At 66.5% G+C, this 26,704-nt stretch carries 18 protein-coding genes; 9 read left to right on the plus strand and 9 right to left on the minus strand.

Annotation, left to right across the window (positions count from 1 at the left end):
• The first annotated feature begins 3 nt into the window (after positions 1-3).
• The 8 genes from tsaA (at position 4) to DGI_RS06860 (ending at position 11,833) form a co-directional block, all read left to right on the plus strand.
• Entirely contained in the window at positions 4-453 is a 450-nt protein-coding gene (tsaA, locus tag DGI_RS06825) for a tRNA (N6-threonylcarbamoyladenosine(37)-N6)-methyltransferase TrmO (RefSeq protein WP_021760093.1), read from the plus strand.
• Positions 450-2,135 carry an aldehyde ferredoxin oxidoreductase N-terminal domain-containing protein gene (locus DGI_RS06830; RefSeq protein ID WP_021760094.1) on the plus strand — a complete coding sequence of 562 codons (1,686 nt, stop codon included), beginning with the start codon at positions 450-452 and terminating at the stop codon, positions 2,133-2,135. The genes tsaA and DGI_RS06830 overlap by 4 nt, the downstream gene beginning before the upstream one ends.
• Positions 2,128-3,393 (plus strand): class II aldolase/adducin family protein, encoded by a 1,266-nt coding sequence (locus DGI_RS06835; protein WP_021760095.1) that lies wholly within the window; start codon positions 2,128-2,130, stop codon positions 3,391-3,393. Before DGI_RS06830 ends, DGI_RS06835 begins: the two co-directional genes overlap by 8 nt.
• A 32-nt stretch (positions 3,394-3,425) precedes the next feature.
• Positions 3,426-4,535, plus strand: a complete 1,110-nt coding sequence (locus DGI_RS06840; RefSeq protein ID WP_021760096.1) for a DUF362 domain-containing protein — start codon at positions 3,426-3,428, stop codon at positions 4,533-4,535.
• A complete protein-coding gene (locus tag DGI_RS17075) occupies positions 4,535-5,866 on the plus strand; it encodes a hypothetical protein (protein WP_021760097.1) in 1,332 nt (443 codons plus the stop codon). The genes DGI_RS06840 and DGI_RS17075 overlap by 1 nt, the downstream gene beginning before the upstream one ends.
• Positions 5,867-6,007: 141 nt before the next feature.
• Positions 6,008-6,415, plus strand: a complete 408-nt coding sequence (locus DGI_RS18975) for a hypothetical protein (protein WP_193787670.1) — start codon at positions 6,008-6,010, stop codon at positions 6,413-6,415.
• A gap of 30 nt (positions 6,416-6,445) precedes the next feature.
• Complete coding sequence (locus DGI_RS06855) at positions 6,446-7,798, plus strand: HD-GYP domain-containing protein (RefSeq protein WP_021760099.1); 1,353 nt, start codon at positions 6,446-6,448, stop codon at positions 7,796-7,798.
• Positions 7,799-7,804: 6 nt separating this feature from the next.
• Complete coding sequence (locus DGI_RS06860) at positions 7,805-11,833, plus strand: class I adenylate cyclase (RefSeq protein WP_021760100.1); 4,029 nt, start codon at positions 7,805-7,807, stop codon at positions 11,831-11,833.
• Between the two features lie 190 nt (positions 11,834-12,023).
• Here the strand turns inward: DGI_RS06860 and DGI_RS06865 are convergent, their stop codons facing one another.
• From DGI_RS06865 to DGI_RS06905, 9 genes are all read right to left on the minus strand, one after another.
• A complete protein-coding gene (locus DGI_RS06865; protein ID WP_027192840.1) occupies positions 12,024-13,730 on the minus strand; it encodes an FAD-dependent oxidoreductase in 1,707 nt (568 codons plus the stop codon).
• A gap of 253 nt (positions 13,731-13,983) precedes the next feature.
• The gene (locus tag DGI_RS06870; RefSeq protein ID WP_021760102.1) at positions 13,984-14,994 is read right to left on the minus strand and encodes an ABC transporter ATP-binding protein; all 1,011 of its coding nucleotides are present in this window, start codon (positions 14,992-14,994) and stop codon (positions 13,984-13,986) included.
• 2 nt (positions 14,995-14,996) lie between these two features.
• Positions 14,997-15,998 carry an ABC transporter ATP-binding protein gene (locus tag DGI_RS06875; protein WP_021760103.1) on the minus strand — a complete coding sequence of 334 codons (1,002 nt, stop codon included), beginning with the start codon at positions 15,996-15,998 and terminating at the stop codon, positions 14,997-14,999.
• Positions 15,999-16,000: 2 nt separating this feature from the next.
• A complete protein-coding gene (locus DGI_RS06880) occupies positions 16,001-16,936 on the minus strand; it encodes an ABC transporter permease (protein ID WP_021760104.1) in 936 nt (311 codons plus the stop codon).
• Positions 16,937-17,054: 118 nt separating this feature from the next.
• Positions 17,055-18,035, minus strand: a complete 981-nt coding sequence (locus DGI_RS06885; RefSeq protein WP_021760105.1) for an ABC transporter permease — start codon at positions 18,033-18,035, stop codon at positions 17,055-17,057.
• A gap of 77 nt (positions 18,036-18,112) precedes the next feature.
• Positions 18,113-19,657, minus strand: a complete 1,545-nt coding sequence (locus tag DGI_RS06890) for an ABC transporter substrate-binding protein (RefSeq protein WP_021760106.1) — start codon at positions 19,655-19,657, stop codon at positions 18,113-18,115.
• Between the two features lie 630 nt (positions 19,658-20,287).
• Entirely contained in the window at positions 20,288-21,379 is a 1,092-nt protein-coding gene (locus tag DGI_RS06895; protein WP_021760107.1) for an SO_0444 family Cu/Zn efflux transporter, read from the minus strand.
• An 83-nt stretch (positions 21,380-21,462) separates the two neighbouring features.
• The gene (locus DGI_RS06900; protein WP_034606895.1) at positions 21,463-22,602 is read right to left on the minus strand and encodes a glycosyltransferase; all 1,140 of its coding nucleotides are present in this window, start codon (positions 22,600-22,602) and stop codon (positions 21,463-21,465) included.
• 28 nt (positions 22,603-22,630) lie between these two features.
• The gene (locus tag DGI_RS06905) at positions 22,631-23,776 is read right to left on the minus strand and encodes a glycosyltransferase family 4 protein (protein WP_235619901.1); all 1,146 of its coding nucleotides are present in this window, start codon (positions 23,774-23,776) and stop codon (positions 22,631-22,633) included.
• 149 nt (positions 23,777-23,925) lie between these two features.
• Here DGI_RS06905 and DGI_RS06910 point away from each other — a divergent pair, with 149 nt between their 5' ends.
• Positions 23,926-26,544 carry a glycosyltransferase family protein gene (locus DGI_RS06910; RefSeq protein ID WP_144284137.1) on the plus strand — a complete coding sequence of 873 codons (2,619 nt, stop codon included), beginning with the start codon at positions 23,926-23,928 and terminating at the stop codon, positions 26,542-26,544.
• Positions 26,545-26,704: the final 160 nt, after the last annotated feature.

Here is a 26,704-nt window from a genome sequence, read left to right on the forward strand (position 1 = left end):
GTCATGCACGCGCACGATTCGGCGGACATGGATGTATTCCCCGTAGGGGTGGTGCGTTCTTCCATCCTCACCAAGGAAGATGCGCCCAAAATGGAGCACGAAGGCGGGGTGGAGGCGGTGATCGAGATCCTGCCCGAGTTCCGCGAAGGCATGCTCGGGCTGGAGGCCGGGCAGCAGGTGGTGCTGCTCACCTGGCTGCACCTGTCCCGGCGGGATCTGCTGCAGGTGCACCCCCGGGGCGACCGGACCCGGCCGCTGCAGGGCGTGTTCAACACCCGCTCGCCCAACCGGCCCAATCCCATCGGGCTGCACGTGACCAACATTGTCCGGGTGGCTCCGGATGGCATCGCCGTGCACCCCCTGGAAGTGCTGGACGGCACGCCCATCATCGACATCAAGCCCCTGCGCGGGACGCCTTCGCCTGTGCCGGTGGAGACACAGGCCGAGGCATGACCGGCTGGCGCGGCCGGGTGCTGCATGTGGACCTGCAGCGCCGGCGTTGGCGGGTGGAGTCCGTGGACCGTGCGATCCTGCGGGCGGTCCTGGGTGGCCGCGGACTGGCCGGCTGGCTGCTGGCGTCCGCGCCTGAACCGCCCCTGGTGTTTGTCGCCGGCCCCCTGACGGCGGGAGTGTTGCCCATGGCCGGCCGGGCCGTGATCGCTGCCGTGTCCCCCCTCACGGGCACCGTGCGGCATGCGCCTGCCGGTGGTCGTCTGGCCGCGGCCCTGCTGCGGGCCGGACTGGACGCCGTGTGTCTGACCGGCCGGGCCGATGCGCCCGTGACGCTGCACATAGGGGAGGGCTCGGTGGAATTTGCCGATGCTGCCCCGTTGCAGGGCCTGGAGACGTCGCATCGGCTGAATGCGCTGCGTGCGCCGCGGCGGGCGGTGGTCTGTGTCGGGCCGGCGGCGGAAGCCGGATCGCCCCTGGGCTGCCTCCTGCAGGAGCACGGCCGGCCCGTGCCCGGCGGCGGACTGGGGCTGGCCATGGCCGGACGCAATCTGCTGGCCGTGACCGTGGACGGCCGCCAGCCAACAGCCGTGCATGATCCGGAATCCCTGCGGCGCATGCGGCGGGTCTTTCTGCGGCTGATCCACGCCTCGCCGGCATTGGCCGGGGCGTCGGGCATCGGCCGGCACGGCGACGGCGCATTCTTCGACCTGTTTGCGGCCCGGCATCTGCTGCTGTCCCCATCGCCCTGCGCCAGCCATGCCGCGGCGGCCGAACCGCTGGGCGCACTGGCGTATGCCGCCGGCATCGTGCCCGGTCATGTGGGCTGCACCGCCTGCCCCGTGCCGTGCGGCAGGACCGTCCACGGGCAGCCGCTGCCGGATCTGGCGGCCATGGCCGGCTTTTCCGTCCGCATCGGCGGCGGATCCCGGGCGCTGGCGGTGCGGGCCTTCCACCGTTGTCTGGTCCTGGGGTTGGACGCCGGGGAAGCCGCCGCGGCCGTGGCGGACCATCTGGACGCCGTGGGATTGTCCTGCCCGGAGGACGTGGTGCCCGAGTTGCTCGAAGGCCTGGGCCGGGGCGAGGGATTGGTCAGCTCTCCCGAAGCCGGCATGCGCGTGAAGGGCATGGCCCTGCCGTGCATGGATCCGCGCGGCGCCTGGGGCCTGGCCCTGGCCCTGGCTGTGGGGGTCCAGGGGCCGCTTCCCGACGCCTGCGTGGTCTGGCATCAGGAAATTCTGCGCAAACCCGTGCCCGTGGACCGTTTTTCCTGGTCCGGCAAGGCCCGGCTGGTGGCCCGCGGCGAAGACGCCGCTGCCGTGGCCCAGAGCCTGGGCGTGTGCAGTCTGGCCCTGGCCGCCCTGGGCATGGAGGAGCTGGCCCAGGCCTTGGCTGCGGTGACGGGCTGGAATGTTTCGGCAGGGGATCTCGCGGCCGCCGGCGCCGCCCTGGTGGAGCAGGACCGCCGCCTGCACTGCGCCGCCGGTTTCGATGCTGCCCAGGATGACCTGCCGCCGCAATGCTTTGAAGCGCCGGCCGGCGACGGTTCCATCCCGCCGCTGGACAGGCGCGCGTTTTTGGAAGAACGTGCCAAGTACTACAGGATTCGCGGCTGGAGCGCTTCGGGGTGCCCTGCCGGTGCGATCGCCAATCGGCCCAACAAACAGGGAGGCCGCCATGCGTGAGGCCCTGGAGCAGATAGCCCATTCCCTGGTGCAGGCCGGGCTGGCGGTGGGGGCAGGGGAAGATGCTCCGCTCGTCGCCGCCCTGGACGAAGGCTGCGTCTGGAATCGCCAGCCGGTTGATCCCGCCGCCTGGAACGCCCTCTTTGAGGCGGCGCCCGGCTCGGCCCTGGTGTGCATCCGGCCGGCGGGGGCGTATGGCGTCGTCATCCGGCATTTGGTCCGCCAGGCCATGCGTCAGGGGGCAACGGCCCTGCAGCCGGCGGACTCCGAAACCCGCACTTTTTTGCACGACATCCCCGTGGCTCCTTCCCTGGAGGCCGCCGCCGTGGCCGGGGCACTCAGCCGGCGCAAGGGCTGCATCGTGCTCGACGGCGACGCCGTACCCCTCGTGCTCGCCGCGGGCGCGCTTACCCCGGGGCAGGCCGCGGTGACCGTGTCCTGCATCTGCTTCGCCACCTTTGTGCAGTTTTTTGTGGATGCCCTGCTCATGGCCCGCCTGCGCGGCATGGATCGCGCCACCAGCGAGGCCGTGGCGGCCGCCTTCAATGCCCTGCCGGCCATCGTGGACGATCCGCCCCGGCTCATGACCGGCCCGTTCGAAGACCCCACAGTGGCCCGGGCCGCCATGATGGAAGCCGGCCGGGTGACGGTGACGCTGGGGCTGGTGGATTCCTGTTTCGGCAATGTTTCCTACGTGATGGATACCATCATGCACATCAGCCAGACCGGTGCGGCCCTGGATGCCCTGGAAGACGCCATCGATGCCTGCCCGCTGACCGATGACCCTGCCCTGGGCGCGTCCACGGCGGGCATCACTGCATCCAGCGAGTGCGCGGCGCATCAGGCGGTCATCGAGCAGGCCATGGCCGGCATGCCCGAGACAGGCTGCCGGGTGCGGGCCATCCTGCACGGGCACCCGCGGTTTGCGGTGATTTTGTCCATGGATTGCCCTGGCCGCGGCACGGGCAACGAGTCGCCATGCCCGGATGCGGAGTTTTGCCAGATCCGCTGCCCACGGTCGCGGTACCTGGAGGCCGAGGGCTGCCCGGACATTCCCGTGGTCCCCGGCGAGGTGGGCACCGGCCCCACGGGGCTGTGTCAGACTGTGCCCGTGGCCCTGGCCGGACGGCGCGGGGCCATGGTCTTCGGCCACGGCCTGTTCACCGCGGATCCCGTGGACTTCAACGGCGCCCTGGCCACCCTGTTGGAAGTGGAAAACGCCTGCCGGCGCGAAGTGGCGCGTCGGCTGGCCTTGTGATGCGGATCATCAGCACGTTCGAGGAGAAGACCATGTCCAGCACGGTACATTTCGTCAATTTCCGATCCCGCTCCCGGGCCGACAGCAAGAGCGGCAAGCTGGTGAAACTGTTTGACGCCGCCGGGTTCGACCGGCTCATCACCCCCGGGGCGCTGGTGGCCGTGAAGGTGCACTTCGGCGAGCTGGGCAGCGACTGCTTCGTGCGGCCGGTGTTCGTGCGCGCCGTGGTGGACCGCATCCGCGAGCTGGGCGGCAAGCCCTTTGTCACGGACACCAATACCCTGTATTCCGGCAGCCGGTACAACGCCGTGGACCACATGGAAACCGCCATCCGCCACGGCTTTTCCTTTGCCTCGGTGAATGCGCCGGTGCTCATTGCCGATGGGTTGCTGGGCGAAAGCGTGACGGAATTTCCCATCAATAAAAAACATTTTCAGCAGGTGAAGCTGGCCGGCGCCTTTGCCAAGGCCGACGTGTGCATCATGTTCTCGCACTTCAAGGGGCACGAGATGGCCGGCTTTGGCGGGGCCATCAAGAACCTGGCCATGGGCTGCTCGCCGGGCGCTGGCAAGCGGGACCAGCATTCCCCGCGGTTTCAGGTGGATGCCGATACCTGCATCGGCTGCGGCGAGTGCGAGCGCATCTGCCCCGTGCAGGCGGCGGTGGTGGGGGCGGACGCCAAGGCCGTCATCGACAAGGCCGTGTGCATCGGCTGCGGCGAGTGCTTCCAGTGCTGCCCCACCAAGGCCGTACAGATCGACTGGGCCACGCAGATTCCGCCGTTCATGGAACGCATGACCGAATACGCCCTGGGCGCGCATCGGCAAAAGGCCGGGCGCATCGGCTACATCAACTTCGTGATGGATGTCACCCCGGACTGCGACTGTCTGCCCTGGAGCGATGCGCCCATCGTCCCGGATGTGGGCATCCTTGCCGCCACCGATCCCGTGGCCCTGGACCAGGCGTCCCTGGATCTTGTCAATGCCCAGGAGGCCCTGCCCGGCACGCACCTGTGCGCGGGCCATGCCTGCGGTGAAAATAAATTCAACCATTTGTGGACACATACCCGGGGCGAGCTGCAACTCTCGTACGGAGAAGAAATCGGCCTGGGCAGTCGGACCTACACCTTGACGGAGTGCTGATGCCCGAGCCCCAGCCGGACTTTGCCGCCCAGCGCTGCACCTGCGAGGATTGGACCCGACGCCGGGCCCGGTTCATGCCGGATGATCCGCGACGGTGCTGCGCGCATCTGGTGCAGGGCTATCTGGAAAGCCCTGGCCGTCTGCCGCCGGGGCTGGTGCGGCATGCGCACCGGCTGGCGTGGTTTGCCGGGGAGGCGGAGGGCTTTCCCGTCACACGGCAGATTCTGGCCCTGACCTTGCCCGGCGGGCAGCCGTGCGAGGCCTATGTGCCCTGGAACGAGGCCGATCCCTGGATCGCCGTGATGGCGGACGGCGTACGCGCCGCCTTCCACCGCACGCAGCGGCAGTGGCGGGAGGGGCACATGCCGCCGGAGCCGCTGCGGGCCGAGGTGGAAGCCGCGCTGGGACGGGCGCTGGCCCTGCACAAGGAAGTGCCACGGGAGCGAAGCGCCAGGACTCCGGCCGGGCTGGACGATCTCGTGCCGCCCGTGCCGCCCGTTCCATCGGATCTGGCAGCTCCGCCGCCGGCCCCGGTCGGCACAGTTGAGGCGGGCGAGACTGCCGGAGCTGTCGAAAAGGACGAGACGGCGAGGAAGGCTGAGAGGGAGGCCGCGAGGGAGGCCGAGGACGCGACCGGGCATTCGTCCGCCCCCCCGCCCCGGTTTCACCTGGGCGACCCCGCGGCGGCCCCGGCGCAGGCTGGGGGCACGCAGGGGCTCTCGCCCTGGAAGGTTGCCGTGGTGGTGCTGGCGCTGGTGGCGGTGCTGGGGGCAGGATATGCAGTGATTTCCCGGGGGCCGCCGCTGGAGCTGGCCATGTCGCCGCTGCCAGTCACGCCAGTCACGCCAGTCACGCCAGTCACGCCGGCTGCAGTGCCTGCGGCGGGGAATCTGCCGGTACCAGCGGCCATCCCTCCAGCGCCGGCCCGGCCTGCGCCGCCACCCGGCCCGGAACAGTCCGGCAGCGCATTGCCCTTGTCCGAACAGCCACCCGCCACGGTGCAGACACGGCACCTGCCGGCGCTGCCCGGGCCGGGCATGCCGGACGATGCCCGCCAGGCTCGGGCCATGCGGGCCTTCATGGTCGAGCAGCCCGGCGCGCGGCTGTACGTGCTTTCCTGGGACGTGCCTGGCGGGCGCGTGGAGCTGGTGGCCAATCTGGCCCGGGAGGTGCTGGTTCGGGCAACCATCCGGCCCGACGGCAAGACCGTGGCGGCCGTGTATGACGGCTATGTGCTGGAGCGACTGGCATTGGCGGAACTGGGAAAAACCCTTGCCGCCACATCGGCAGGGGAACACCCACCCAGGATGGAGGAATTTTTTACAGACTGAAAACCCTGAGCGGTTGCTTTTTTTTGGGGTGCGTGCTCGAGTATGAACGATGTTCTCCTGGCATTGGACAGCCCGGGGGAGGCCTTTGACAGACAAGGAGACAAGGAAATGACATCACATTCATGCTGCGCACGATTGTCCATGACCCTGGCCATTGCCATGCTGCTGAGTTTCGCACCCGCTGCCGGCGCATGGACGGTGGCATGCCCTTCGGGGTACACTAAGAATTCCGCGGGGCAGTGCGTCAAGTCGGGCGGAGGGGGGCAGCAGGGCCAGGGCTCGCAATCCCAGTTCAAGCCGCCCACGCAACAAAATCCTCAGCAACAGCAAAAGCCAAAACAGCAACAACAAAATTCTCAGCAACAACAAAAGCCCAAACAACAGCAACAGAAGCCGCAGCAACAGCAGCAAGGCAGATCTGCGGGATGCAGCCAGGCATATGCAAACTGCAATGCGGTATGCAGTCAGAACTTTGCGGCGCATCGCAATCAGGCAGCGTACAACGCCTGTATGACGAACTGCAATCTTGGCTACAATACATGTCGGTAGCTGTCGGGCGTTGTTGCAAGTGCCAGTGTTATGCCAGTAACAGAATATCCCATTGATGTGCGGCAAGTCTGCATCGGACTCTTCGTTCGGCTCGATGAGCAGGGCGGCGGGGACGATGTGGTGCGCTGGCCGTTCCCGCGCAAGGCGCTCAAGCTCACGGATGAGGGCATGGTCAATGCGCTCAAGGTATCCGGGGTGCGGCACCTGCTGGTGGTGTTGGACAAAAGCGATGGTATGCCGTTGCCGCTTTCGGGTGGGGCGATCGCGGTGGTGCCTGCCGCGCCGCCTGCCGAAAATACCGCCCCCGCCGCCCCGCGGGCCGTTCCGACGTTCCGAACGCCGGTCTCTGCCGAGCTGAAGGCCCTCAAGCGCGAAACCCTGGAGCGCAACCGGGAACGCCACTCCAGGTACACGCGATGCGAGGAGCAGTACACCAAATCGGTGACGCAGGTGGCGGCCATCATCCGTCGGGTGTCTGGCAAAAGCACGGAAGCCGCCGAGGCGGCAGGCCAGGTGGTGCACTCCCTGGCGCAGACGTTTCTGAGTGAACGCGATGTGTTGCTGAACGTCATCACCTCGAAATCACAGGAAGATCGGAATCATTTTCATGCGTTGAACGTGGCGGTGCTGTCCATGATGGTGGGGGCGGAACTTGGCCTGGACGAGTCCGCCCTCAATGCCCTGGGCATGGGCGCCTTGATGCACGACATCGGCAAGGGGCGCATGCCGGCCACCTCGTTGCAGGGCGGCCAGCTGCAGCTGCAGCTGGCGATCAAGAAGTACTACCGCCAGCATCCGCTGGTGGGGGCGCGACTGGCGGCGGATTTCCCCAATGTGCCGCGCGCCGCCTTGCCCGTCATCCTGCAGCACCATGAAGCCATGGACGGCAGCGGCTTTCCCAAGGGAGCCTCCGGGGAGGGGGTCCATCGCTTGGCGCGTATCGTACACGTGGTGAATCGCTACGACAATCTGTGCGCCCAGGGCGGGCAGCATGATGAAAAGCGCGAGCAGGAGGAAGGGCTCATCCCACATATGGCCATGAAGCATCTGTTCAATCGCAGTCGGGCCAAGCTGGACGAGCTGTGCCTTTCCACCTTCATCCGGTGCATGGGGGTGTACCCGCCGGGCAGCGTGGTGCAGCTCTCCAACGGGCTGTTCGGGATGGTGGTGTCCACCAATCCCAAGCGGGCCACGCGACCTTCGGTGATGGTCTACCATCCCGAGGTGCCGCGCATGGAGGCGCTGGTCATTGATCTGTCCATTGAGGACGGGTTGGAGATTCGCCGATGCATCCGACCGGAGGCCCTGCCCCGGTCGGCATTCAAGTATCTTTCCCCCGGCCGGCAGCTTGGCTACTACGCCGATGCCGCCCACCGGGCCTAGCTGCGCATGGCCACCGCCGCGGCGCAGTCTCCATTGGCCAGGGTGCTGGCCATGCTCCGGGAAGGGCTGGTCTCTGGGGGCAGACGTTCGCCGACAGAGGCAATGCTGCTGGCCGATCAGGCCCTGGGATTCCTGCAGCAGACCGATCCCGCCGCGCCAGCCACCGGCATGCAGCGCCAGGAACTGGCCTGTCTGCTGGGGTCGCTGGTCAGGACGTCGCGCGATGTCGCCTTCGTGAAATTCTGCTGGGAGCGTTTGCCTGCTCTGGGCGCCTGGGGTGAGGTGCTGGCTCTGCAATCCATCCAGACGCCCCTGACAACGCGACAGGTGGCCGCCGGGATGTTCCGGCAACTGCCTGCGGCGGTGCAGTTGCGCCTTGCCAACCGCATGCTGCTGCTGCCGGGGGCGGATCGTGAGCAGACGGACTGGGCGTTGGAGGCCGTGCGGCGCATTGCGGTGGAAGATCCCGAAGAGGTGCTGGTCTGCCTGGAGCAGATGGAACACCACGGTTCGCCCCTGGCCTGGCCGCTGCAACGTGAACTGTTGCGCAGCCGCTTCGGCATCTGGTTGGGAAAACTGCTGAACATGCCGCTTTCCAGGGAGCAGAGCGCCTATCTTACCTGCACGGTGCACCGGCTGGGCGTGCGCAGTCTGGCGGCAGCCCTGGTGCGGCACATGCCCAAGGCCGATGTGCCCACCCTGGCGCGCTTCGGTCGTCTGGCCCGGGATGTCTGCATGCCGGAAGATGCGTCCGTGGCCGGATTGGTGGAGGCGATGCTGCGGCATCCGGCGCGGGATGTGCGTCTGGCTGCCCTGGACTGTCTGGTGCAGTGGGAATCCGCCAAGGCGGCGGAGGCGGCGCGGCGTCTGCTGACATCCCATCCCAAGGACCGCAGTTTTTTGCTGGCCACGGTGCTGCGCGGCGCGCCCGGTCTGTGGCGGGAGGTGCTGGACGGCCTGCCCGAGACGGAGCAGACCGAGGTGGTGCTTGACGCCGTCTGGTTGTTGGCCCGGGCCGACGTCCGCGGGCTGGACGAGGTGTTGCGGCGGTTGCGCCTGTCTGGCGGGGCTGACGCGGCTGGCGGCCGTGCCGGGCATGACACCAGCACGGACAGCACGGATATGGGGCTGGTGCTGGAAGGACTGGCCGCCTGGCGGCAGGCTGCCAGCCGCTGGGCACAGGCAACGGCCTGGCCGGATGTTGCGGCGCCTGTGCCCAGCATGGCCTTGCCGCCATCGTCTGCCGGGGGGGCATCGGGCAAGGCTGCCGTGCTGGGGCCGGCGCGTCAGGAGTCCGGGACGGCCTTTTCCTCCCTGCGGCTGGAGGCGGTGGACGTCTCCCGTTCGGAATTTGAGCAATGCACCTTTACTGCCTGCCAGTTGCCACGCCTGTTTGCCGAGCAGGCGCGGTTCGCCGGCTGCGTCTTCAAGCAGGTCGTGTTCATGGGTGGCGAATTCCGGGAAACGCAGTTCGTGGACTGCCGTTTCGAGGACTGCGCCATGGAGGGGGCTGTCCTGGAACGCACTTCCCTGGCGCGCTGTCAGTTCCTGGGCGTCAGTCTGGCGGGCGTGGTCTGGGAGGCCAGCCGGCTGGAGGATTGCCGGTTCGAGGCCTGCGACCTGTCCGGCGCGTTTTTTTCGCGCGTGGAGTGCCAGGCCGTGGGGCTGATGGCCTGCTCCCTGCAGGCAAGCCGCTGGAATCAGGTGCGGGCCAGGGCCGTGGAATGGACCCAGTGCTGCATGGAGGGCATGGCCGTTCGGGAGCTGGACTGCATTGATGGCGCGGTGCTGGCGTGCAATCTGGCCGGGGCCCGGGTGGAGCGTATCCGCGGCGATGCGCCGCCCCTGCTGGACTGCGCCCGCCAGGCCGTGGAATCCCGCCTGGAGCAGGCCGCTGCTGCGGGCACGGTTCCTGCGTCGCCGCCGGCAGCCCTGCAGGCCGAGGAAGGCCGGCGCATGCTGGCCGGCTGCATCGAGACATGGATGGAAACCCGGGACGCTGCGCGCCGGGAAGCGGCCATGCAGGCCAACAATCGCCGCCGGCTGCTCTGGGCGTCCTGTTTGTTTCCGGTCAGGGCCGGTGCCCTGCTTACCGCGTTGCCGGCCTTGCTGGAGGCAGGCAGCGTGCCCCGGGGCGGCGGTGTGCCACCTGCAGGGCATACCTCCTGCCGCATTCAGGGCTATCATCCCGGCCCTCAGGCTCTGGCCTTCCTCAGGGAATGGGGGCTGGCGCACCACGCCTTGCCGGGCGCGGCGGCGCTGATTGCCGAGGAGACCATTCCGCTGGAATCGCTGTGCGCCATCGGCAGCACCGGGACCATTGCCCAGACCTTGGCTTCGGACCTGGATTTGTGGTGCTGCTACGACAAGGCCGCCGTTTCCCCCGGGCAGCGTGCGGCCCTGGAGCGCAAGTGCAGGCACATCGAGGCCTGGGCCGCGGAGGTCCTGGGTGTGGAAGTGCATTTTTTCCTGATGGACATGGAGGCCGTGCGGCAGAACCAGTTTGGCTTCAGCAGCGCTGAGAGTAGCGGCACGGCCCAGGCCCGGCTGCTCAAGGAGGAGTTCTACCGCACCGGCATCCATTTGGCCGGCAAGACGCCCTTGTGGTGGCGCGCGCCGGCCGGCGCACCCGACACGGTGTACGCCCGGCTGCGCCGGTGGAGCGAAGGGGATGCCTCGTCGTCACGGGTGATGGACATGGGCAGCCTGGCCGCCATCCCCCGGGAGGAGTATTTCGGCGCGGCGCTGTGGCAGATGGTCAAGGCGCTCAAGAGTCCGTTCAAGTCGGTGATGAAGGTGGCCTTGCTGGATCACTACGTGCGGGAAAACGCCGCCTCACCGCTGTTGTGCGACCGCATCAAGGACCGCATTCATCGCGGGGTCCGGGACATGTGGGAGATAGACCCGTACGCCGTCCTGTTTCGCGAGGTGTACGAGCAATACGAGCGGACCGGCAACACGGAGGCCCAGGGGCTCATGCGGCTGGCCTTCCGGCGCAAGACGGGCCTGCAGTTTGCCCAGGCTTCGGGTGTCGGGCGGGGGATGAGCGCGGCGGATTACTTTTTTCCGCACAGCGAGGCAGGGGTGGCGGTTCAGCTGGAATCACGTCCCGCCACCGGCGAGGACCCCCGGCGCGAGGCGCAGGCGGCGGATTCCTTTACCGAGGGCCTGAAGCTGGGCGAGCGGATCATGCGGTTTCTGCTTTCCACCTATGCGCGCATCCATGCCGCCCTGGATTCCGGCGCGGTGGAAGCCCATGTGAGCATGGACGATCTGCGCAAGCTGCAGCGGCGTATCAGCGCCTTTTTCACGCCACGGCCGCTGAAGATCATGCGCATTCCGTTTCTGGATCGCCGGCAGGAACCTTTCCGCAGTCTGGAGTTCCTCAGCCGCGGCCAGCCGGGGCAGATGCTGGTCTGGGATGTGTTCGGGGAGCCAACCGAGGCCGCCGGCACCACCGGAGCTGTCGGGCCGGGTTCGTCGCCAGGGTCTGGCGGGTCTGGCGGGTCTGGCGGGTCGGCAGGACCGGCAGGAGCAGGCGCGCCGCGCGCCGCACGCAGCCCGCGGCAACTGCTCAATCGGGAGCATTCCCCCGAGCGCCTCTGCGCCTGGCTGCACGCCAATGGCCTGTGCGGACCGCACACGCAGATTGCCGCCCAGGCCCTGGTGGCTCCAATGACCCTGGCCGATCTGCAGGTCCTGCTGGAGGCGGTGCGCCAGTGCTTTCCCCTGGATCGCACCTTTGCCCCGCCCATGGAACAGCTTCTGGCCCCGGAAGTGGTCACGGCCTGCATGGTGATCGGCAATTTTACGGCCCAGCGGGAAGAGCGGGCCTTGCGGCAGGCGGCGCTGGTCTACGCCACGTCCTGGGGAGAACTGTTCTGCCGGCCCCAGGTGCGCGACCTGGAACGCCTGGAGCACGCCCCCAAGGCCTGCCTGCAGGAGAATTGCCACGCCCCCCTGGCGTCGGGCATGGCTTTCATGTTCCACAAGCCCGCGCGCTCCCAGTGTCGGGAGGTGTTTCTTGTCAGATAGGGCAACTTGCTTTTGAAACGCGTTGTCGGGGGAACCCTTTCTATAGAAAGGGTTCCCCCGAACCCCCCTCCCAAAGATTTTTTTGGGAGTACAAGATACTATTAAAGTTTTGGAAGGGGAAAGTGCGAGAGGGGAGAACCTTTTTCAAAAGGTGTCCCCTCTCGCCACTCGTTTTCAAGGGTAAGTTGTCCTAAACGTCCACGCCCATTTTTTCCACGCTGGCCAGGCCGCCCTGGACGGCGATGGATTCGCGGCCGGCCTGATCGAGCATGATCTGCGCCTCGTAGGCCCGGGTGCCGGTGTTGCACAGCAGGACGAGCTTTTTGTCCGCGGGCAATTCGCCAAGGCGGCCCGGGATCTCGTCTTGGGGAATGGCCAGGTAGTTGGGCATCTTGAGCCGTTCCACGGCGCGCACGCCGTCGGGATTGGCCCGCACATCCAGGAAGCAGAGGCCGTCCTGTTCCGCATCCGCCCACATGGTGCCGAATTCGTCGGGGGAGACGGGCCGGTGCCGGCCGGCCAGGAGGTTGTCCGCGGCGTTGGCCAGGGCGTTGAGGATGTCCATGGCGGCGGCAAAGGGCGGCGAGTAGGCCATTTCTACGTTGGAGAGCTCGTCCACGGTGAGGCCGCGGGGCAGCAGGCCGGCCACCACGTTGATGCGGCCCACCACGGCATCCATCTGGCTGGTGAAGCCCTGGATGCCCAGCACGCGCCGGGTGGCCTTGTCCACCACCAGATCCAGATACATCAGGGCCTTGGAGGGGTAGAAGTGGGCGCGGTCCAGCTGGCTCAGGTGCACGTTCACGGCGTCGTAGCCGGCGCGCTTGGCCCCGGCCAGACACAGGCCCGTGCCGGTGAGGGCATGGTCGAACAGCTTGACGCAGAAGGAACCCACCGCGCCGGGGAACGTGCGCTGCAGGCCGGCCAGGTTGTCCCCGATGATGCGCCCCTGGCGGTTGGCCATGGAGCCCATGGGCAGGTGCATGAGCTGGCCCGTGAGCAGGTTGGGCAGGGCGATGCAGTCGCCGCCGGCATAGATGTCCGGGTCGGTGGTCTGGAGGTATTCATTGACCACAATGCCGCCGTTGGGGGCCACGTCCAGCCCGGCAGCCTTGGCCAGTTCCGAATTGGGGGTGACGCCCACGGCCACGATGGCCAGATCGGCCTCGATGACGCGCTTGTCCGTCACCACGCGCTCCAGCTTGCCATCACCCTCGAAGGCCACCACTTTTTCGCCAAAGTGCATGGTCACGCCGTGTTTTTCCAGATTCTGCACGGCCATGGTCGCCAGTCCTGGAGACACGAGGTTCGGCATGAGCTGGGGCATGAATTCCACCACCGTGGTCTCAATGCCCCACATGTCCGCAAAGGCCTCGGCCATTTCCAGCCCGATGAAGCCTGCGCCCACCACCACGGCCTTGCCCACCTTGCCGGCGGCCACCATGTCTTTGATGTAGGCAGCGTGGGCCAGGTTGGCCACGGCGCTGATGCCGGGCAGGTCTTCGCCGGGGGCATTGAGCCGGCGCGGGGAAGCACCGGTGGCGATGACGAGCTTGTCGTAGGGCAGGTCTTCGGTGGCGCCGCTGGATTCATGGCGCACGGTGACGGTTTTTTTGTCACGGTTGATGGCCAGGGCGCGGATGTTGGCCAGGATGGCCACGCCCTTGGCGTCGCGGAAAAACGGGGCGTCGCGCAGCACGTGGAAGGACGTGGTGCTCAGTTCCTTGATGTCACTGACATCGCCGGAAACGTAATACGGAATGCCGCAGCCGCCGTATGAAAAATGGCTGGTGGCCTCCAACACGGTGACGTCGGCATGAGGATCGAGCCGCTTGATGCGGCATGCCGCCTTTGGTCCCAGGGCCACACCGCCGATCACAAGAACACGTTGCGAGATGGACATGTTTCCTCCTTGACGAGGCGAAACGGGATTTTCAAGGAGGGAGATACGAAAGATGTGCGGGAAAGGCAAGGCTGCGTCAAATCAGACAGAATCACTCTGATAAGGACATTGCGAGAGGGGACACCTTTTGGAAAAAGGTTCTCCCCTCTCGCGCTCTCCCCTTCCAAAACTCTGATAGTATCCTGTAATTCTAAAAAAAGTCTTTGGAAGGTGTTCCCCCGAGAGTCCTTTTCACACGTGCATTGCCTTAGATCCTGCCGTCGCGCAGGGCGTGGCAGGCCACCACGGCGCCGTCGGGCTGGGTCAGGGGCGATGGGACTTCCAGGCGGCAGGGCTCGTAGGCATAGGGGCAGCGGGGGTGGAAGACGCAGCCCCGCGGCAGATTGATGGGCGTGGACAGCTCGCCGGTCAGGCGGATGCGCTTGCGTCGGCCGCGGCCCAGGGTGGGGATGGCCGAAAGCAGGGCCTGGGTGTAGGGGTGGCGCGGCGTTTCGAAAAGCTGGCGCGCCGTGGCCAGTTCGCACAAGGATCCCAGGTACATCACGGCCACGCGGGTGGCGATGCGGCGCACCACGTTCAGGTCGTGGCTGATGAACAGGTACGTCAGGTTGTGGCTTTCCTGCAAATCCATCATCAGATTGAGAATCTGCGCCTGGATGGAGACGTCCAGGGCGCTGATGGGTTCGTCCGCCACAATGCATTCCGGGTCCACGATAAGGGCCCGGGCAATGGAGATGCGCTGGCGCTGGCCGCCGGAGAACTCGTGCGGATACTGCTTGGCCCAGCTGGCGCGCACGCCCACCTGTTCCATCACCGCGGCCACCCGCTCGGCAACCTGCGCCGCATTGAGATTGGGATGATGGAAGCGCAGGGGCTCTTCCAGGATGCGTTGCACGGGCATGCGCGGGTTCAGGGAGGCGTATGGATCCTGAAAGATCATCTGCAGCCTGGTGCGGAAGGGCAGCAGTTTGGCCGGGGGCAGGTGGTCGATGCGCTGATCGCGGTAGCGTATCTCGCCGCTGTTGGGCTGGTGCAGGCAGACCACGGCCCGGGCCAGGGTGGACTTGCCGCAGCCGCTTTCGCCCACCACGGCCAGGGTCTCGCCCTGGCGCACGTCCAGGCTCACGTTGTTCAGGGCGTGCACCACGGTGCGCTTGAGGGTGGGGCGGCCGCCGGAAAAACGCAGCTGCTCCAGCAGCCCACCGCTGATATCGAAGTGCTTGACGACGTTGCGAATGGAAACGAGTGCCGTGCTCATGATCATTCCACCAGATGGCAGGCGGCCAGAACGCCGGTTTGGCCGCAGGGCCGCAGGGCCGGGGCGTCTTCGCTGCAGGCATGGATGCGCACCGGGCAGCGGGGATGGAAGGCGCAGCCAGTGGGCGTGTTGTACAGGCTGGGCATGATGCCGTGAATCTGCGCCAGCCGGCCGGTGCCGGGCTCGCCGGCATGGGTCTGGGGCAGGGCGGCCAGCAGGCCCTGGGTATAGGGGTGCTGAGGCGCGTGCACCACCTGCTCCGTGGGGCCGATTTCCACAATCCTGCCGGCGTACATCACGGCCACGCGGTCCGTCACCTGGGAGACCACGGCCAGATCGTGGGTGATGAGGAGCAGTCCCATGCCTTCATGCTCGGCCAGCTCCAGCAGCAGGTCCAGAATCTCGGCCTGGATGGTCACGTCCAGGGCCGTGGTGGGCTCGTCGGCGATGATGAGGGACGGCCGGGTGAGCAGGGCAATGGCGATGACGATGCGCTGGCGCATGCCGCCGGAAAACTGGTGCGGGTACTGCGCCATCCGCTTTTCCGGCGAGGGGATGCGCACGGCGCGCAGGGTCTCGATGGCGATGTCCTGGGCTTCCCGGCGGCTCAGACGGCGGTGAGCCTGCAGGGTTTCGACCATCTGCGTGCCGATGGTCAGCACGGGGTTGAGGGTCATCATCGGATCCTGAAAGATCATGGAGATCCGGTCGCCGCGCAGGGGGCGCATTTCCTGTTCCGAGAGCGGGGCAAGGTCGCGCCCCTCGAACAGGATGGAGCCGCCACTGATGCGCCCGGGCCGGCTGATGAGCTTGAGGATGGAGAACCCGGTGATGGACTTGCCGGCGCCGCTTTCGCCCACCAGCCCCAGCCGCTCGCCACGGTGGAGGGTGAAGGAGACGTCGCGCACGGCCACCAGGGTTTTGGTCTTGGTGGGGAAGCTCACTTCCAGATTTTTTACTTCCAGCAGCGGCGCTGCCGGGGAGGGTGTCGTCATGGCATGCATGGCTACATCCCCTTGTACAGCCGGGGGTTCATGACATCGCGGCAGAAGTCCCCCAGCAGGTTGATGGACAGGATGAGCACCACCAGCAGCGATCCGGGGAAGATGGTGATCCACCACGAGCCGGACAGCAGGTACTCGAAGCCCGCGTTGATGAGCGAGCCCAGGGAGGGTTGCGTCACCGGCATGCCGAAGCCCAGGAAGGAGAGGCCGGCTTCGGTCATCATGGCGTTGGCCACCTGCACCGTGCTGATGACCAGCACCGGCGAAAGCGTGTTCGGCAGGATGTGCCGCAGCATGATGCGCCAGGTGGGCAGACCCACCACGCGGGCGGCCTCCACATATTCCTTCTTCTTTTCCGCCAGCACGCTGGCGCGCACGGTGCGGGCGTATTGCGGCCATTCGGCCAGCCCGATGATGCAGATGAGAATGGGCACGGCCAGCCGTTCGTAACTGGCCACCCCGAACGCCGTGCGGAACATGGCCCCAATGAAGATGGCCACCAGCAGCGTGGAGAAGGACAGCTGCACGTCCGCCAGACGCATGAGCAGTATTTCCACCCGGTTGCCCAGGTATCCGGCCGTGAGCCCGATGGCGATGCCCAGCACCGCCTGCACCAGCACCGCGCCCAGACCGATGACCAGGGACACGCGCATGCCGTAGAGCATGGTGGAGAGCAGATCCCGGCCCTGATCATCCGCGCCCAGGACAAAGGCCGGCAGCTGGTCCGGCGCGCCGCCCTCCATCCAGGCCGGCGGCGTCTGGGCCATCATCAGGTCCAGGGAGGCGGGGTCGTACGGGTTCGTGGGCGCAATCCACGGGCAGGCAAAGCTGGAGACCAGCAGCACCAGCAGAATCCCCAGGCTGGCCTTGGCCACGGTGTCGCGCCGGAAGCTGTACATCAGGTGCGAATCGGCAAAGCGTCCCCAGGCTGCAGGCATGAGGAACCGGCCGCCAGCCACCCACAGGAAAAACAAGACCAGCCCGGCGATGGCCAGGGCATTGATGGCTGGTTGCGTCCAGGACAGGAAGAAAAACAAGATCTCCACGGTTGCGCTCCTATTTCCTGCCCACCACGCGAACCATGGGGTTCACCAAGCCGTAAATCACGTCCACCAAGGTGTTCACCACCACAAACAACGCCCCCACCACCACCATGTACGCCACCAGCAGGGAGGTATCCCCACGATCCACGGCTTCCTTGAACATGCCCCCCAGCCCCTTCCAGTTGAACACCGTTTCCGTGAGGATGGTGAATGCGATGAGAATGCCCAGCTGCACCCCGCCCACGGTGATGACCGGCAACAGCGTGTTGCGGAAGGCGTGCACCCAGTAGATGCGCCGCTCCGAAAGGCCCTTGGCCCGGGCGTATTTGACGTAATCCATCTGCAGCACTTCCATCATCTCCGCACGCACCAGCCGGATGAACAGGGGCAGCATGATGGAGGTGAGGGCAAAGGATGGCATGATCAGGTGCGAAATGCCGCTCCAGGTCAAAAGGCCCGTCTCCCAGGCCCCGCCGAACAGCGGCGTCAGCTCGCCGCGGCCAAAGCTGGGCAGCCAGCCCAGGGTGATGGAGAACAGCGAAATGCACATCAATGCCGTGAAGAACACCGGCACCGAGACCCCCACCGTGGAGACGCCCAGAATCATGCGCGAAAGCAGCCGCCGCGGGTGGATGGCCGAATAGATTCCGCATGGCACGGACAACACGGTGATGAGCAGGGCCGAGGAGAACACCAGTTCCAGCGTGGCCGGGGCCTTGGAGAGGATCACCTCCAGGGCCGGCTTCTGGTAAAACAGGGAGTTGCCCAGATCCCCCTGCACGGCGTTCTTGAGAAAACGGAAATATTGGATGTAGATGGGATCGTTGAGCCCCAGGCGTTCGCGCGCTTCGGCCTTGACCTCGGCCGAGACGGACATGCCGTACATCTCGCGCACGGGGTCGCCTATGGTATGACGCAGGGAAAAGCCGATGAGGCTGATGACGCCCATCACGATGCAGGCCTGCAGGATTCGTCGGATGAGAAATGCAATCATGGTGCGCCCGGCATGAAGACGGCGCCGAGGTTCGTTCGAGCCCCGGCGCCGTGGTTAATCAGGAATGATCGTTCACCTTAGTCGATGACCAGGTCGCCGAAGTAAGGGAAGTCCATGATGTTGACGATGGGCTCCAGATGCACGCCCTTCTTGGCAGCCCAGGAAAGGTTCTGCCAGTGCAGGGGCACGTAGGCGCCGTCTTCGTAGGCGATGCGTTCCACCTTGCGCAGCAGTTCGCTGCGCTTGGCCAGGTCGGTTTCCACGGCAGCCTGCATCAGCAGTTCGTCCAGCGCCTTGTTGCAGTAGTTGCCGGAGTTGTACTGGCCGTACCCGGTTTCCTTGTTGGGGCACATCAGCAGGTATTCGCTGTAGTTGGCGGAATCTTCGGTGTCCGGATGCCAGCCGATGAGCTGGATGTCGGCGATCTGGGCGTCAAAATTGTCCCAGTACTGGGCCTTGGGGTAGGTGGTCAGGGCCACCTTGATGCCGATCTTGGCCAGCATGCCCACGGTGGCTTCGCAGATCTTTTCGTCGTTGACGTAGCGGTTGTTGGTGCAGATCATCGTGGCTTCGAAGCCCTTCTCGTACCCGGCTTCCTTCATCAGGGCCTTGGCTTTTTCCAGGTCCTGGCGGGGGGTCAGGGTGGGGTCGAACCCGGCCATGCCCTCGGGGCCCTGCTGGCCGGCGGGGGTGGCGGCGCCTTTGAGCAGCTTGTCCACCATGGTCACGGAGTCGATGGCATAATCGATGGCCAGGCGCACCTTGGGATTGGCCAGCTCAGGCTTGCGCTTCTGGTTCAGCTGGAAGGTGATGATGCGCGTGCCGGGCATGGTCACCAGCTGGATGTTCTTTTCCTTTTCCAGGCGGGGGTAGTCCTGGGGGGGCACGGGCTGAATCCAATCCACGCCACCGGAGAGCAGGGCAGCCACGCGGGCGGCGTTCTCAGGAATGGGCGTGAAGATGATCTTGCTCACGTTGCCCTTGGACGCCTTGTCCCAGTAATCGGCAAAGCGATCCAGCTCCAGCACCACGCCGTGCTCGCGCTTGATCAGCTTGAAGGGGCCGGTGCCGGAGGCGTTCTTGTTGGCGAAGGAGTGATCGGTCTTGACGATGGCATCCTTGGGTTTGCCCTGGTCGTCAGTACCGGTGTAGTAGGCGCTGTCCATGGGGAAGAGGTAGGTGGCCATGGCCAGCACCAGCGCGTACGGCTTGGAGGTCTTCAGGTCCACGGTGTGGTCGTCCACCGCCACGGCGACGGTGAAGGGCTCAAAAAGACCCTTGAAGTCGTCGCTCTTCTTCAGCCGGTCCAGCGTCCAGGCCACGTCCTTGGCGGTGAAGGCGCTGCCGCTGTGGAACTTCACGCCCTTGCGCAGGTAAAAGCGCGTGGTCAGGGGATCGATGACTTCCCACTTCTCCGCCAGCCGGGGCTCGAAGCCGCCTTCCTTGGTGAAGCGCACCAGGGGGTCGAACACCATGTGGCTGTACTGAAGCATCCCGCCGGAAAGCTGCACATGCGGGTCAAGGGATTCGGGGTCCGCATCCATGGCCAGCTTCAAGGTTTTGGCGTGCGCCATGGCGGGGAGCAAAAGGCAGAAGACCAGCACGAACAACAACCGTTTCATAGAGTCTCCTTGGGTTGCGCAGAACTGCAATATATCGCGCGGGCCCCATGCCCGGCGAAAATCCCCGGACATCACGTCCGGAGGAAAAGGCGTATGACGGATTTGGTCCTGTCGCGCCCGCAGGCAAGGCACGCCGCGGGACGACAGCTCAACATGGAAGAAATTGGCCCGCTTGGCAAGAAAAATCGAAGATTGCGAAATCAGGCACAATGTTGGAAAATGTTTGAAACATCGCAGGGGCTGGCGAGATGTGTGACGATACTGCGGCGATCACGTGATTTTTTCTCGACGTTTTGCCTGGTCCTGGGCAGAGCGCATTCTGACCGTGGACGAATGGTAAGGTTTCTGATACCCAGACCATGGCCTGTTGTTTTTGATGATCCCGACGCGCACGGGAAGCCGCTCGCCGACGGTCCCCCCCGGTCTTCCTCTGCAGAGGGGTGCCGGGGCGTGGGACGCCCGAACTGCGAGAGCTTGCTGCGCACGCGAGGGCGGCTCGGATGCGATGACGCTGTGCCGGGCCGCTCTTCGTTATGCTGGTGCACAGTTAATATGCTGTCGGTATAATAAAAGTCTTTGGAAAGGGGGGTCTTCCCCCGACAGTTCTTTTCAAAGATACTGTTGCGCTTCTCAGCAGCAGCCGTGCCGCCGGCCCTGCCGGCGTGCATGCAGCATGGCCGCCAGGGTGCCCAGAGCCAGGAGCATGCCGCAGAGCATGTCCACCAGGCCGGGGCCGCCTTCGCCTTCCCCGTGCAGCCATTCCCGGGTGCTCCAGCCCATGCCCGCATACAGGGCGTCCGTGCCCAGGCCCAGGCCCAGGGCGCACAGGGCGATGCCCCCCACGTACAGCACCATCCCCCAGCGGCCCAGCAGCTGCGTCACCACCGCCAGGGACGCCAGGTTCGTTGCCGGCCCGGCCAGCAGCAGCACCAGCGCACCGCCCGGTGAAAGCCCCTTGAGCACCAGGGCCGCGGCCAGCGGCGTGGAGGCCGAGGCGCACAGGTACAGGGGTATGGACACCGCCAGCATCACCAGCATGGTGGGCAGGCCCTGGCCGAGTTGGCGGGTCAGGAAGTCGTCGGGCAGGATGGCGGTGACGAAGCCGGCCAGCAGCGATCCCACCAGAAACCACGGCCCGATGGACGGCAGAATGTCATGGACGATGTGCCCGCCGGCCTCGCGGAGTCTGCGCCCCAGGGAACGCTGCGCAGCCGGTGGCGATGGCGCGGCAGCGTCACAGCCGCACCCGCCTGTGTTGCAGCCGCCGGCCATGCGCATGGGGACAAGCGGCGTCAGGCTCTTGGTGTCGGGCGTGCGGGAGACGGCCATCCCCGTGCACAAGGCCGTGATCACTGCCGCCAGCGGCCGCAAGATGGTCATGGGCAGGTCCATGAGGGCGTAGGTGACGGCCACGGAATCCACCCCCGTTTCCGGCGTGGCCACCAGAAAGGACGCCAGGGGACCACGCCGTGCGCCCTGGCTCTTGAGGCCCGCGGCCAGGGGCAACACCCCGCAGCTGCACACCGGCAGGGGCGCGCCGATGATCGCCGCCAGGGCAATGGGTTTGAGCCCCGCGCCGCCCAGGTGCCGGGCCACGAACTGGTCGGGCAGCAGCCCCTTGGCCAGACCGGCCATGACCAACCCCAGCAGCATCCACGGCCCGGCCAGGGCCACCATGTTCCACGTGTGCGTGCACAGCTCGAAAAGGAATGTGAGTATCATGCTGCAGGCTGATAGTCCCTGAGGGGAAAGAGTGCAACGTTCGCAACATGGTTGCGCAATGGGTTACACAGTTGCATCAATCGTTACACGCAAGCGCGCTCCAGCAGGGATCGATACAACGTCACATATTGCCGGGCCATTTCACTGGCGGTGAAGTGCGATTCGAATCGGGCTCGGGCCGCCTGGCCGAACCGGGCCGCCAGGGCCTCGTCCGCAGCCAGGGTGTCCATGGCCGCGCGCAGGGCCTGCGGGTCCGAGGGGGCCACGGTCAGCCCGGTGACGTTGTGTTCGTTCACGTAGCTGGTGCCGGTGCCGATTTCCGTGGAAATCAGCGGCTTGCCGCACATGGCGCCTTCCAGCAGCGTCACGCCGAAGGCCTCGGAACGCAGGTGGGACGGGAAGACCACGCCGCGGCAGCACTGCAGCAGGGCCATCTTGTCGGCATCGTCAATGAATCCGAGAAACTGCACCCGGTCCAGCCCCAGCGCCGCGGCCTTGCGCTGCAGCGTCTCGGCATATGGCCCTGCTCCGGCGATGACCACCCGGTGCGGCGAACCGGCCGCGGCATCCAGCAGGATGTCCAACCCCTTGTAGTACCTGAGCACGCCCACGAACAGGAAGAACGGCTCCGGCAGCCGGGCCCGCCAGTGCGCCAGGCGCTCCGCCGTGGGCGTGGGGTAGGCGTCGGGGTCGATGCCGATGGGAATCACCGTCACCTTGTCCTTGTAGCGCTGCAGGATGTCCGAGGTGCGGAAATAGTTGGGCGAAGTGGCCACGATGGACGAGACCTGGCCCAGAAAGCGATGCATCAGCAGCGGCTCGTAAATTTTTTTGATGCGCTGCTGGCGGATGATGTCCGAATGGTAGGTGACCACCGAGGGTAGCCGCGGCCGGTGGAGCACATGCAGCAGGTCCTGCACGGGGTAGGGGAAGTGGTAGTGCAGGATGTCCGCCTCACGGACCAGGGCGGGGAAGGCGCGGAAAATTTCCAGGCCGATGGGCGTGGAGGCCTTGTCCAGCAGGGTCTTGGTCTGATGGACCACGCATTCGGGCCGTTCGATGGGTTGCGGCCGCGGCGTGCGCGAGAGGCAAAGCACGCGGCTGCGCACGTTCATGGCGTTGGCCGCGCCGGCCAACTGGCAGATGACCTGCTCAATGCCGCCGTGGGAGTCCGGGTAATAGACCTTATAGACGTGCAGCACGCGAAGGGGGGCGTCGGCCATGCGGATCCCTTGTGAGGGTTGCGGTTGTTCAGGGGGCAGTGCGGGAGGCCGCCCTGGTCAGCACCTCCCAGGTGGCAGCGGCGGTGCGGTCCCAGGAGAATCGGGCGGCGTGGGCCAGGCCTTCACGCCGGCAGCGGTGGCGCAGATCGTCGTCTTCGGCAAGGCGGCGCAACAGATCGCCCAGGCCGGCGGCATCATCGGGCGAATCCATGTACAGCGCGGCGGTGCCTCCGGCCTCGGGCAGGCTGGCGGCGCGGGTGGTCACCACCGGACAGCCGCAGGCCATGGCCTCCAGCACGGGCAGGCCAAAGCCCTCGTACCGGCTGGGGTAGACCAGGGCCAGGGCCGTGGCGTACAGGCCGGCCAGGTCTGCATCCGGCACGAATCCCAGGCTGCGTATGCCGCCGGAAGGATCGTCCCAGCCGCGCCAGCCCACGCCCACCACGGGCACGTCCAGCCCGGCCGCAGCAACGGCCCGGGGGATGAGGGCCGCATTTTTGCGCGGATCCCCGCTGCCGAGGAACAGAAAAAAACGCTCGGGCAGGGCGTACCGGGCCCGCACGGCAGCCACCGCGGCCGTGTCCGGCTCGTAAAACAGGGTTCGATCATGGGCCAGGGGCGTCACGGTGATGCGCGCCGGCGCAATGTCGGCCCAGGCGGTCAGCTCTCGGGCGGTGAAGGCCGAGACGCTCAGGAAATGTGTCACATCGGGCAGGCGGCTGCGAAAAAACAGCCGCGCATACAGGACGCGCTCCCGCGGGTGCCACTGGGGATGGCGCTGCAGGGAAAGATCGTGCACGGTGAACACCGTGGGCAGCCCGGCCGGGACATGGAATGGAAAAAAGGCGGTCTCGTGATACACATCCACCCGATGCCGGCGCAGCACGCGGGCAAAGGCCAGTTCCCGGCGGGCGTGCACGGCCAGCCGGGCGGCCAGGGCCGCCGGGGTGGGCAGCCTGCGCAACAGCCCGGCCCGGGCGCTCCAGGCGGCGGGCTCCGGCATGGCGGGGCTGGCGGTGCTGCCGTCGAAATACAGGAACCGCGCCTCCTGACCGTGGCGGCGCTCCAGGGCGGCGTACACCTGGCGCACGTAACGGCAGATGCCGGTGGCCACTTGCACCAATGGAATGGCATTGACGAGGATGACGGGCGGTGTCATGCGGGGGCGTTCCATGTTCGGACAGGCTGCTGGAGGAATTGTCCGCTCCTTACACGTCCAGACGCGGCACATCAACCCGCCAGATGCATTGCTGCCGGATCAGGAACCGGGTAGTGTCACGAATTATGATTCCTCGCGCACCTTCTCTCTTCTGCTGCTGCATTGTGCCGGCTCTGTGTCTGGCGGTGTTGGCGGCGGCGCTCTGCCTGCCGAGGACGTTCATCAAGGCGTCGGAACTGACGCCCGGCTTCACCCCCCCCACGGCGCTGCCTCTGGAGCGCGACACCCCAGGCCGATGGCGCCTGCCAGTCACGTTGTATCCCCTGACCGGGGGAGACAGGTTGCGGGCTGTGGAACTGTATTTTTCCACCAGCCGATACGCCCTGCGCCTGGACAATGCCGTGCTGGAGTTCGAGGGGACCTCCTGCCGGCTGGAGACCGGTCCCAGACTGCTGTGGGACAGGAGTCCCCTGCGTTTTTTGCCAACGGACAATGCCTGCGCCGGCCTGCCCCCTGGCGAGGTCCTGACGGGAACATTGCGGATGAAGCTGCTGGATCATGGGTCCGCATCGCTCCTTGTCACCCGGGACGTGCTGACGGAAAGCTTCCTGCAAACCAAAGACGGGTATGCGTCGCTGGGGTTGTGGTTATGGCAGCCCGAGCCCGCCAGGGCCACGCGGCTCCGGCTGCTGGCCGCCATGTGGGACACACCGCACGGCGGTTGGATTCTTGGCATCCTTGCGGCGGCGGCGGGTCTGTCCAGCCTTGGCCTGGCGCTGCGGGCCGGGCGTCCTGCCCTGGCCTGCGGCCTGTGCTCCCTGGCCCTGGGGATGGCCTACGCCGTGGTGACGCCGCCATTCCAGGCGCCGGATGAGCCGGATCATTTCCTGAGTTGGACCCGCCTGACGGACAACCCGGCCCTGGAGACGGACGCCCACCGCCTGGCGCAGGTGGGGCATTTTCAGCGATTGAAGCATAATCCCTTCGAGACCTTCGGCCCGTGGGACATCGGCGCGCCGTTCCCCGTGCCCTGGGAGGTGGAGGACGACGACGGCATTGAGCTGGTGGGCGACTCCATGATGGAAACCCGTTCGGCCCTGACCACGGCCTTCTGGTCTGGCATTCGACCACTCATCGCCATGGATTCGGCCGCCCGGGCCGTGCTGGGCATCCGCCTGGCCAATGCCGTGTGCTATGCCCTGGCTGTCTGGGCAGGCGCGGCGTTGCTGTTTTCCCTGACCGGCCGGCAGGCGTGGCCGTGGTTCCTGTTTCTGGTGCCGGCGGCGCCTTTTTTCGCCATGCATGTGTCCAATTATGCGCAGTTCATGTCGGCAAGCGTGCTGCTGGCCTGCGCCGGGCTGGCCGTGCTCCTGCGGGAAGACGGCGGACGTCAGTTGCTGCTTGGGTGCTGGCTCGGAGCCGGCGCGGCGTTGCTGGTGTTGAGCGCGAGCACGGGCGTGGCGGCGGGAGCCTTCGTGCTGGGCATGGCCGTGGCCGGCGTGCCCGGGAGGGGGCAGACCCCCGGCGGCGCCTGGCGATTCTGGGCCGGGCTTGGCCTGGGGGCGTCCTTGCTGGGACTTGGGACGGGATCCGACCAGATGGCGCAGTTGCTGCGCGTGGGCGGCAGGCTGGCCGGCATGGCCGGCCCTGCGCCATGGTGGACGCCGTTGCTCGTGATCTGGGTCGGCTGCGGGGCGGCATGCGGTCTGGAATGGCTTGTCCGGTACCTTCCCGGGATGCCGGCAGGGCTGGCGCGGTGGGGGCGGTGCGGCGCGGGCCTGCTGGCCGTGGTTGGGGCAATCCTCTGTGTGTATTCGGGATTTCAGCAGTACCGGATGCAGCCGTGCATGCCACCGCCGGGAGGCGAGCCCCGCTTCTGGCTCGATATCCTGCATGGCCTTCCCACATTGCTGTCCTTCCGCGAGCCGGACCTGCTGCTTTCCCGCACCTTCTGGGGAGGCTTCGGCTGGCACGACGCCTTGCTGCCGCCGCGCGTGGTGCAGGTGCTGGCCGGTCTGGCCGGAATGGGCGTGGTGCTGCTGGGATGGAAGGCCTCCCGGCAACGCCAAGGCGCGTTGGGCTGGCGGCTGTGCGGCTGGCTGGCCGGCAGCTGGGGATTCATCGTCGCCACGGGTCTGGCCGCTGCCGCCGCCGGCCAGGAGCGGGCCTTGCCCAACGTGCACGGCCGGTATCTGCTGGCCGGATACTGCGCGCTGTTGGCCGGAGTCTTTGCCGGCTGGTCCGTGACCGTGGGCACGGGCAGGCGGCCCCAGGCGGTGTTGCCGGGTTCCCCCGCCGGGGTGCGACTGCTGACAGGCTGGCTGCTGACCGGCATCGCGCTGGTGCTGGTGCTGGGCGTGATGCGCTTCAGCTTGCCGCATGTCTTCAACTGGCTGCCCGTGGACGGGCTGCATCTGGCCATGGCGGCGGGGTTTCCGCTGCTGGGCTGGTGGTGGCTGCGCGGGAGCGTGACGCCCGGCGGCGCCACTTGCGCGGGGCCATCGTGCCGCACCGTGCTGGCCGGCGCTGCGGTGCTGGGGCTGGGCGTGCTGTATGCGGAACTAGGCTATGGCCTGCCGTGGGTGTTCGTGCGCTACCCGTACGGGTTTTTCGTGGTGCTGGGCCTTGCCGGGCTGGTGTGGCTGGCGGCGACGCTGCGCGCAGTGACGCTGGAGCCTGCCCCTGCAACGCCGCGACACTGGCCGTCGGCCGTGGCCTGCGTGGCCGCGCATGTGCTGCACACCGGCACGCTGGTGTTCCTGCTGGTGCGGTACATGGGCTGAGGGGCAAGGATTCCGAAGGGCGGCGAGAGCGTATTGCTCTTGAGAAGAACTCTCGGGGGAACACCTTTCTGAAGAAAGGTTCTTCCCCCGAACCCCCTTTCCAAAGNAAGGTTTCCCCTCTCGCAACTTCTTTTTTCAAGGTTAAAATTCTCTAATGCGG

The sequence above is a fragment of the Megalodesulfovibrio gigas DSM 1382 = ATCC 19364 genome (genome assembly GCF_000468495.1).
Lineage (GTDB): Bacteria > Desulfobacterota > Desulfovibrionia > Desulfovibrionales > Desulfovibrionaceae > Megalodesulfovibrio > Megalodesulfovibrio gigas.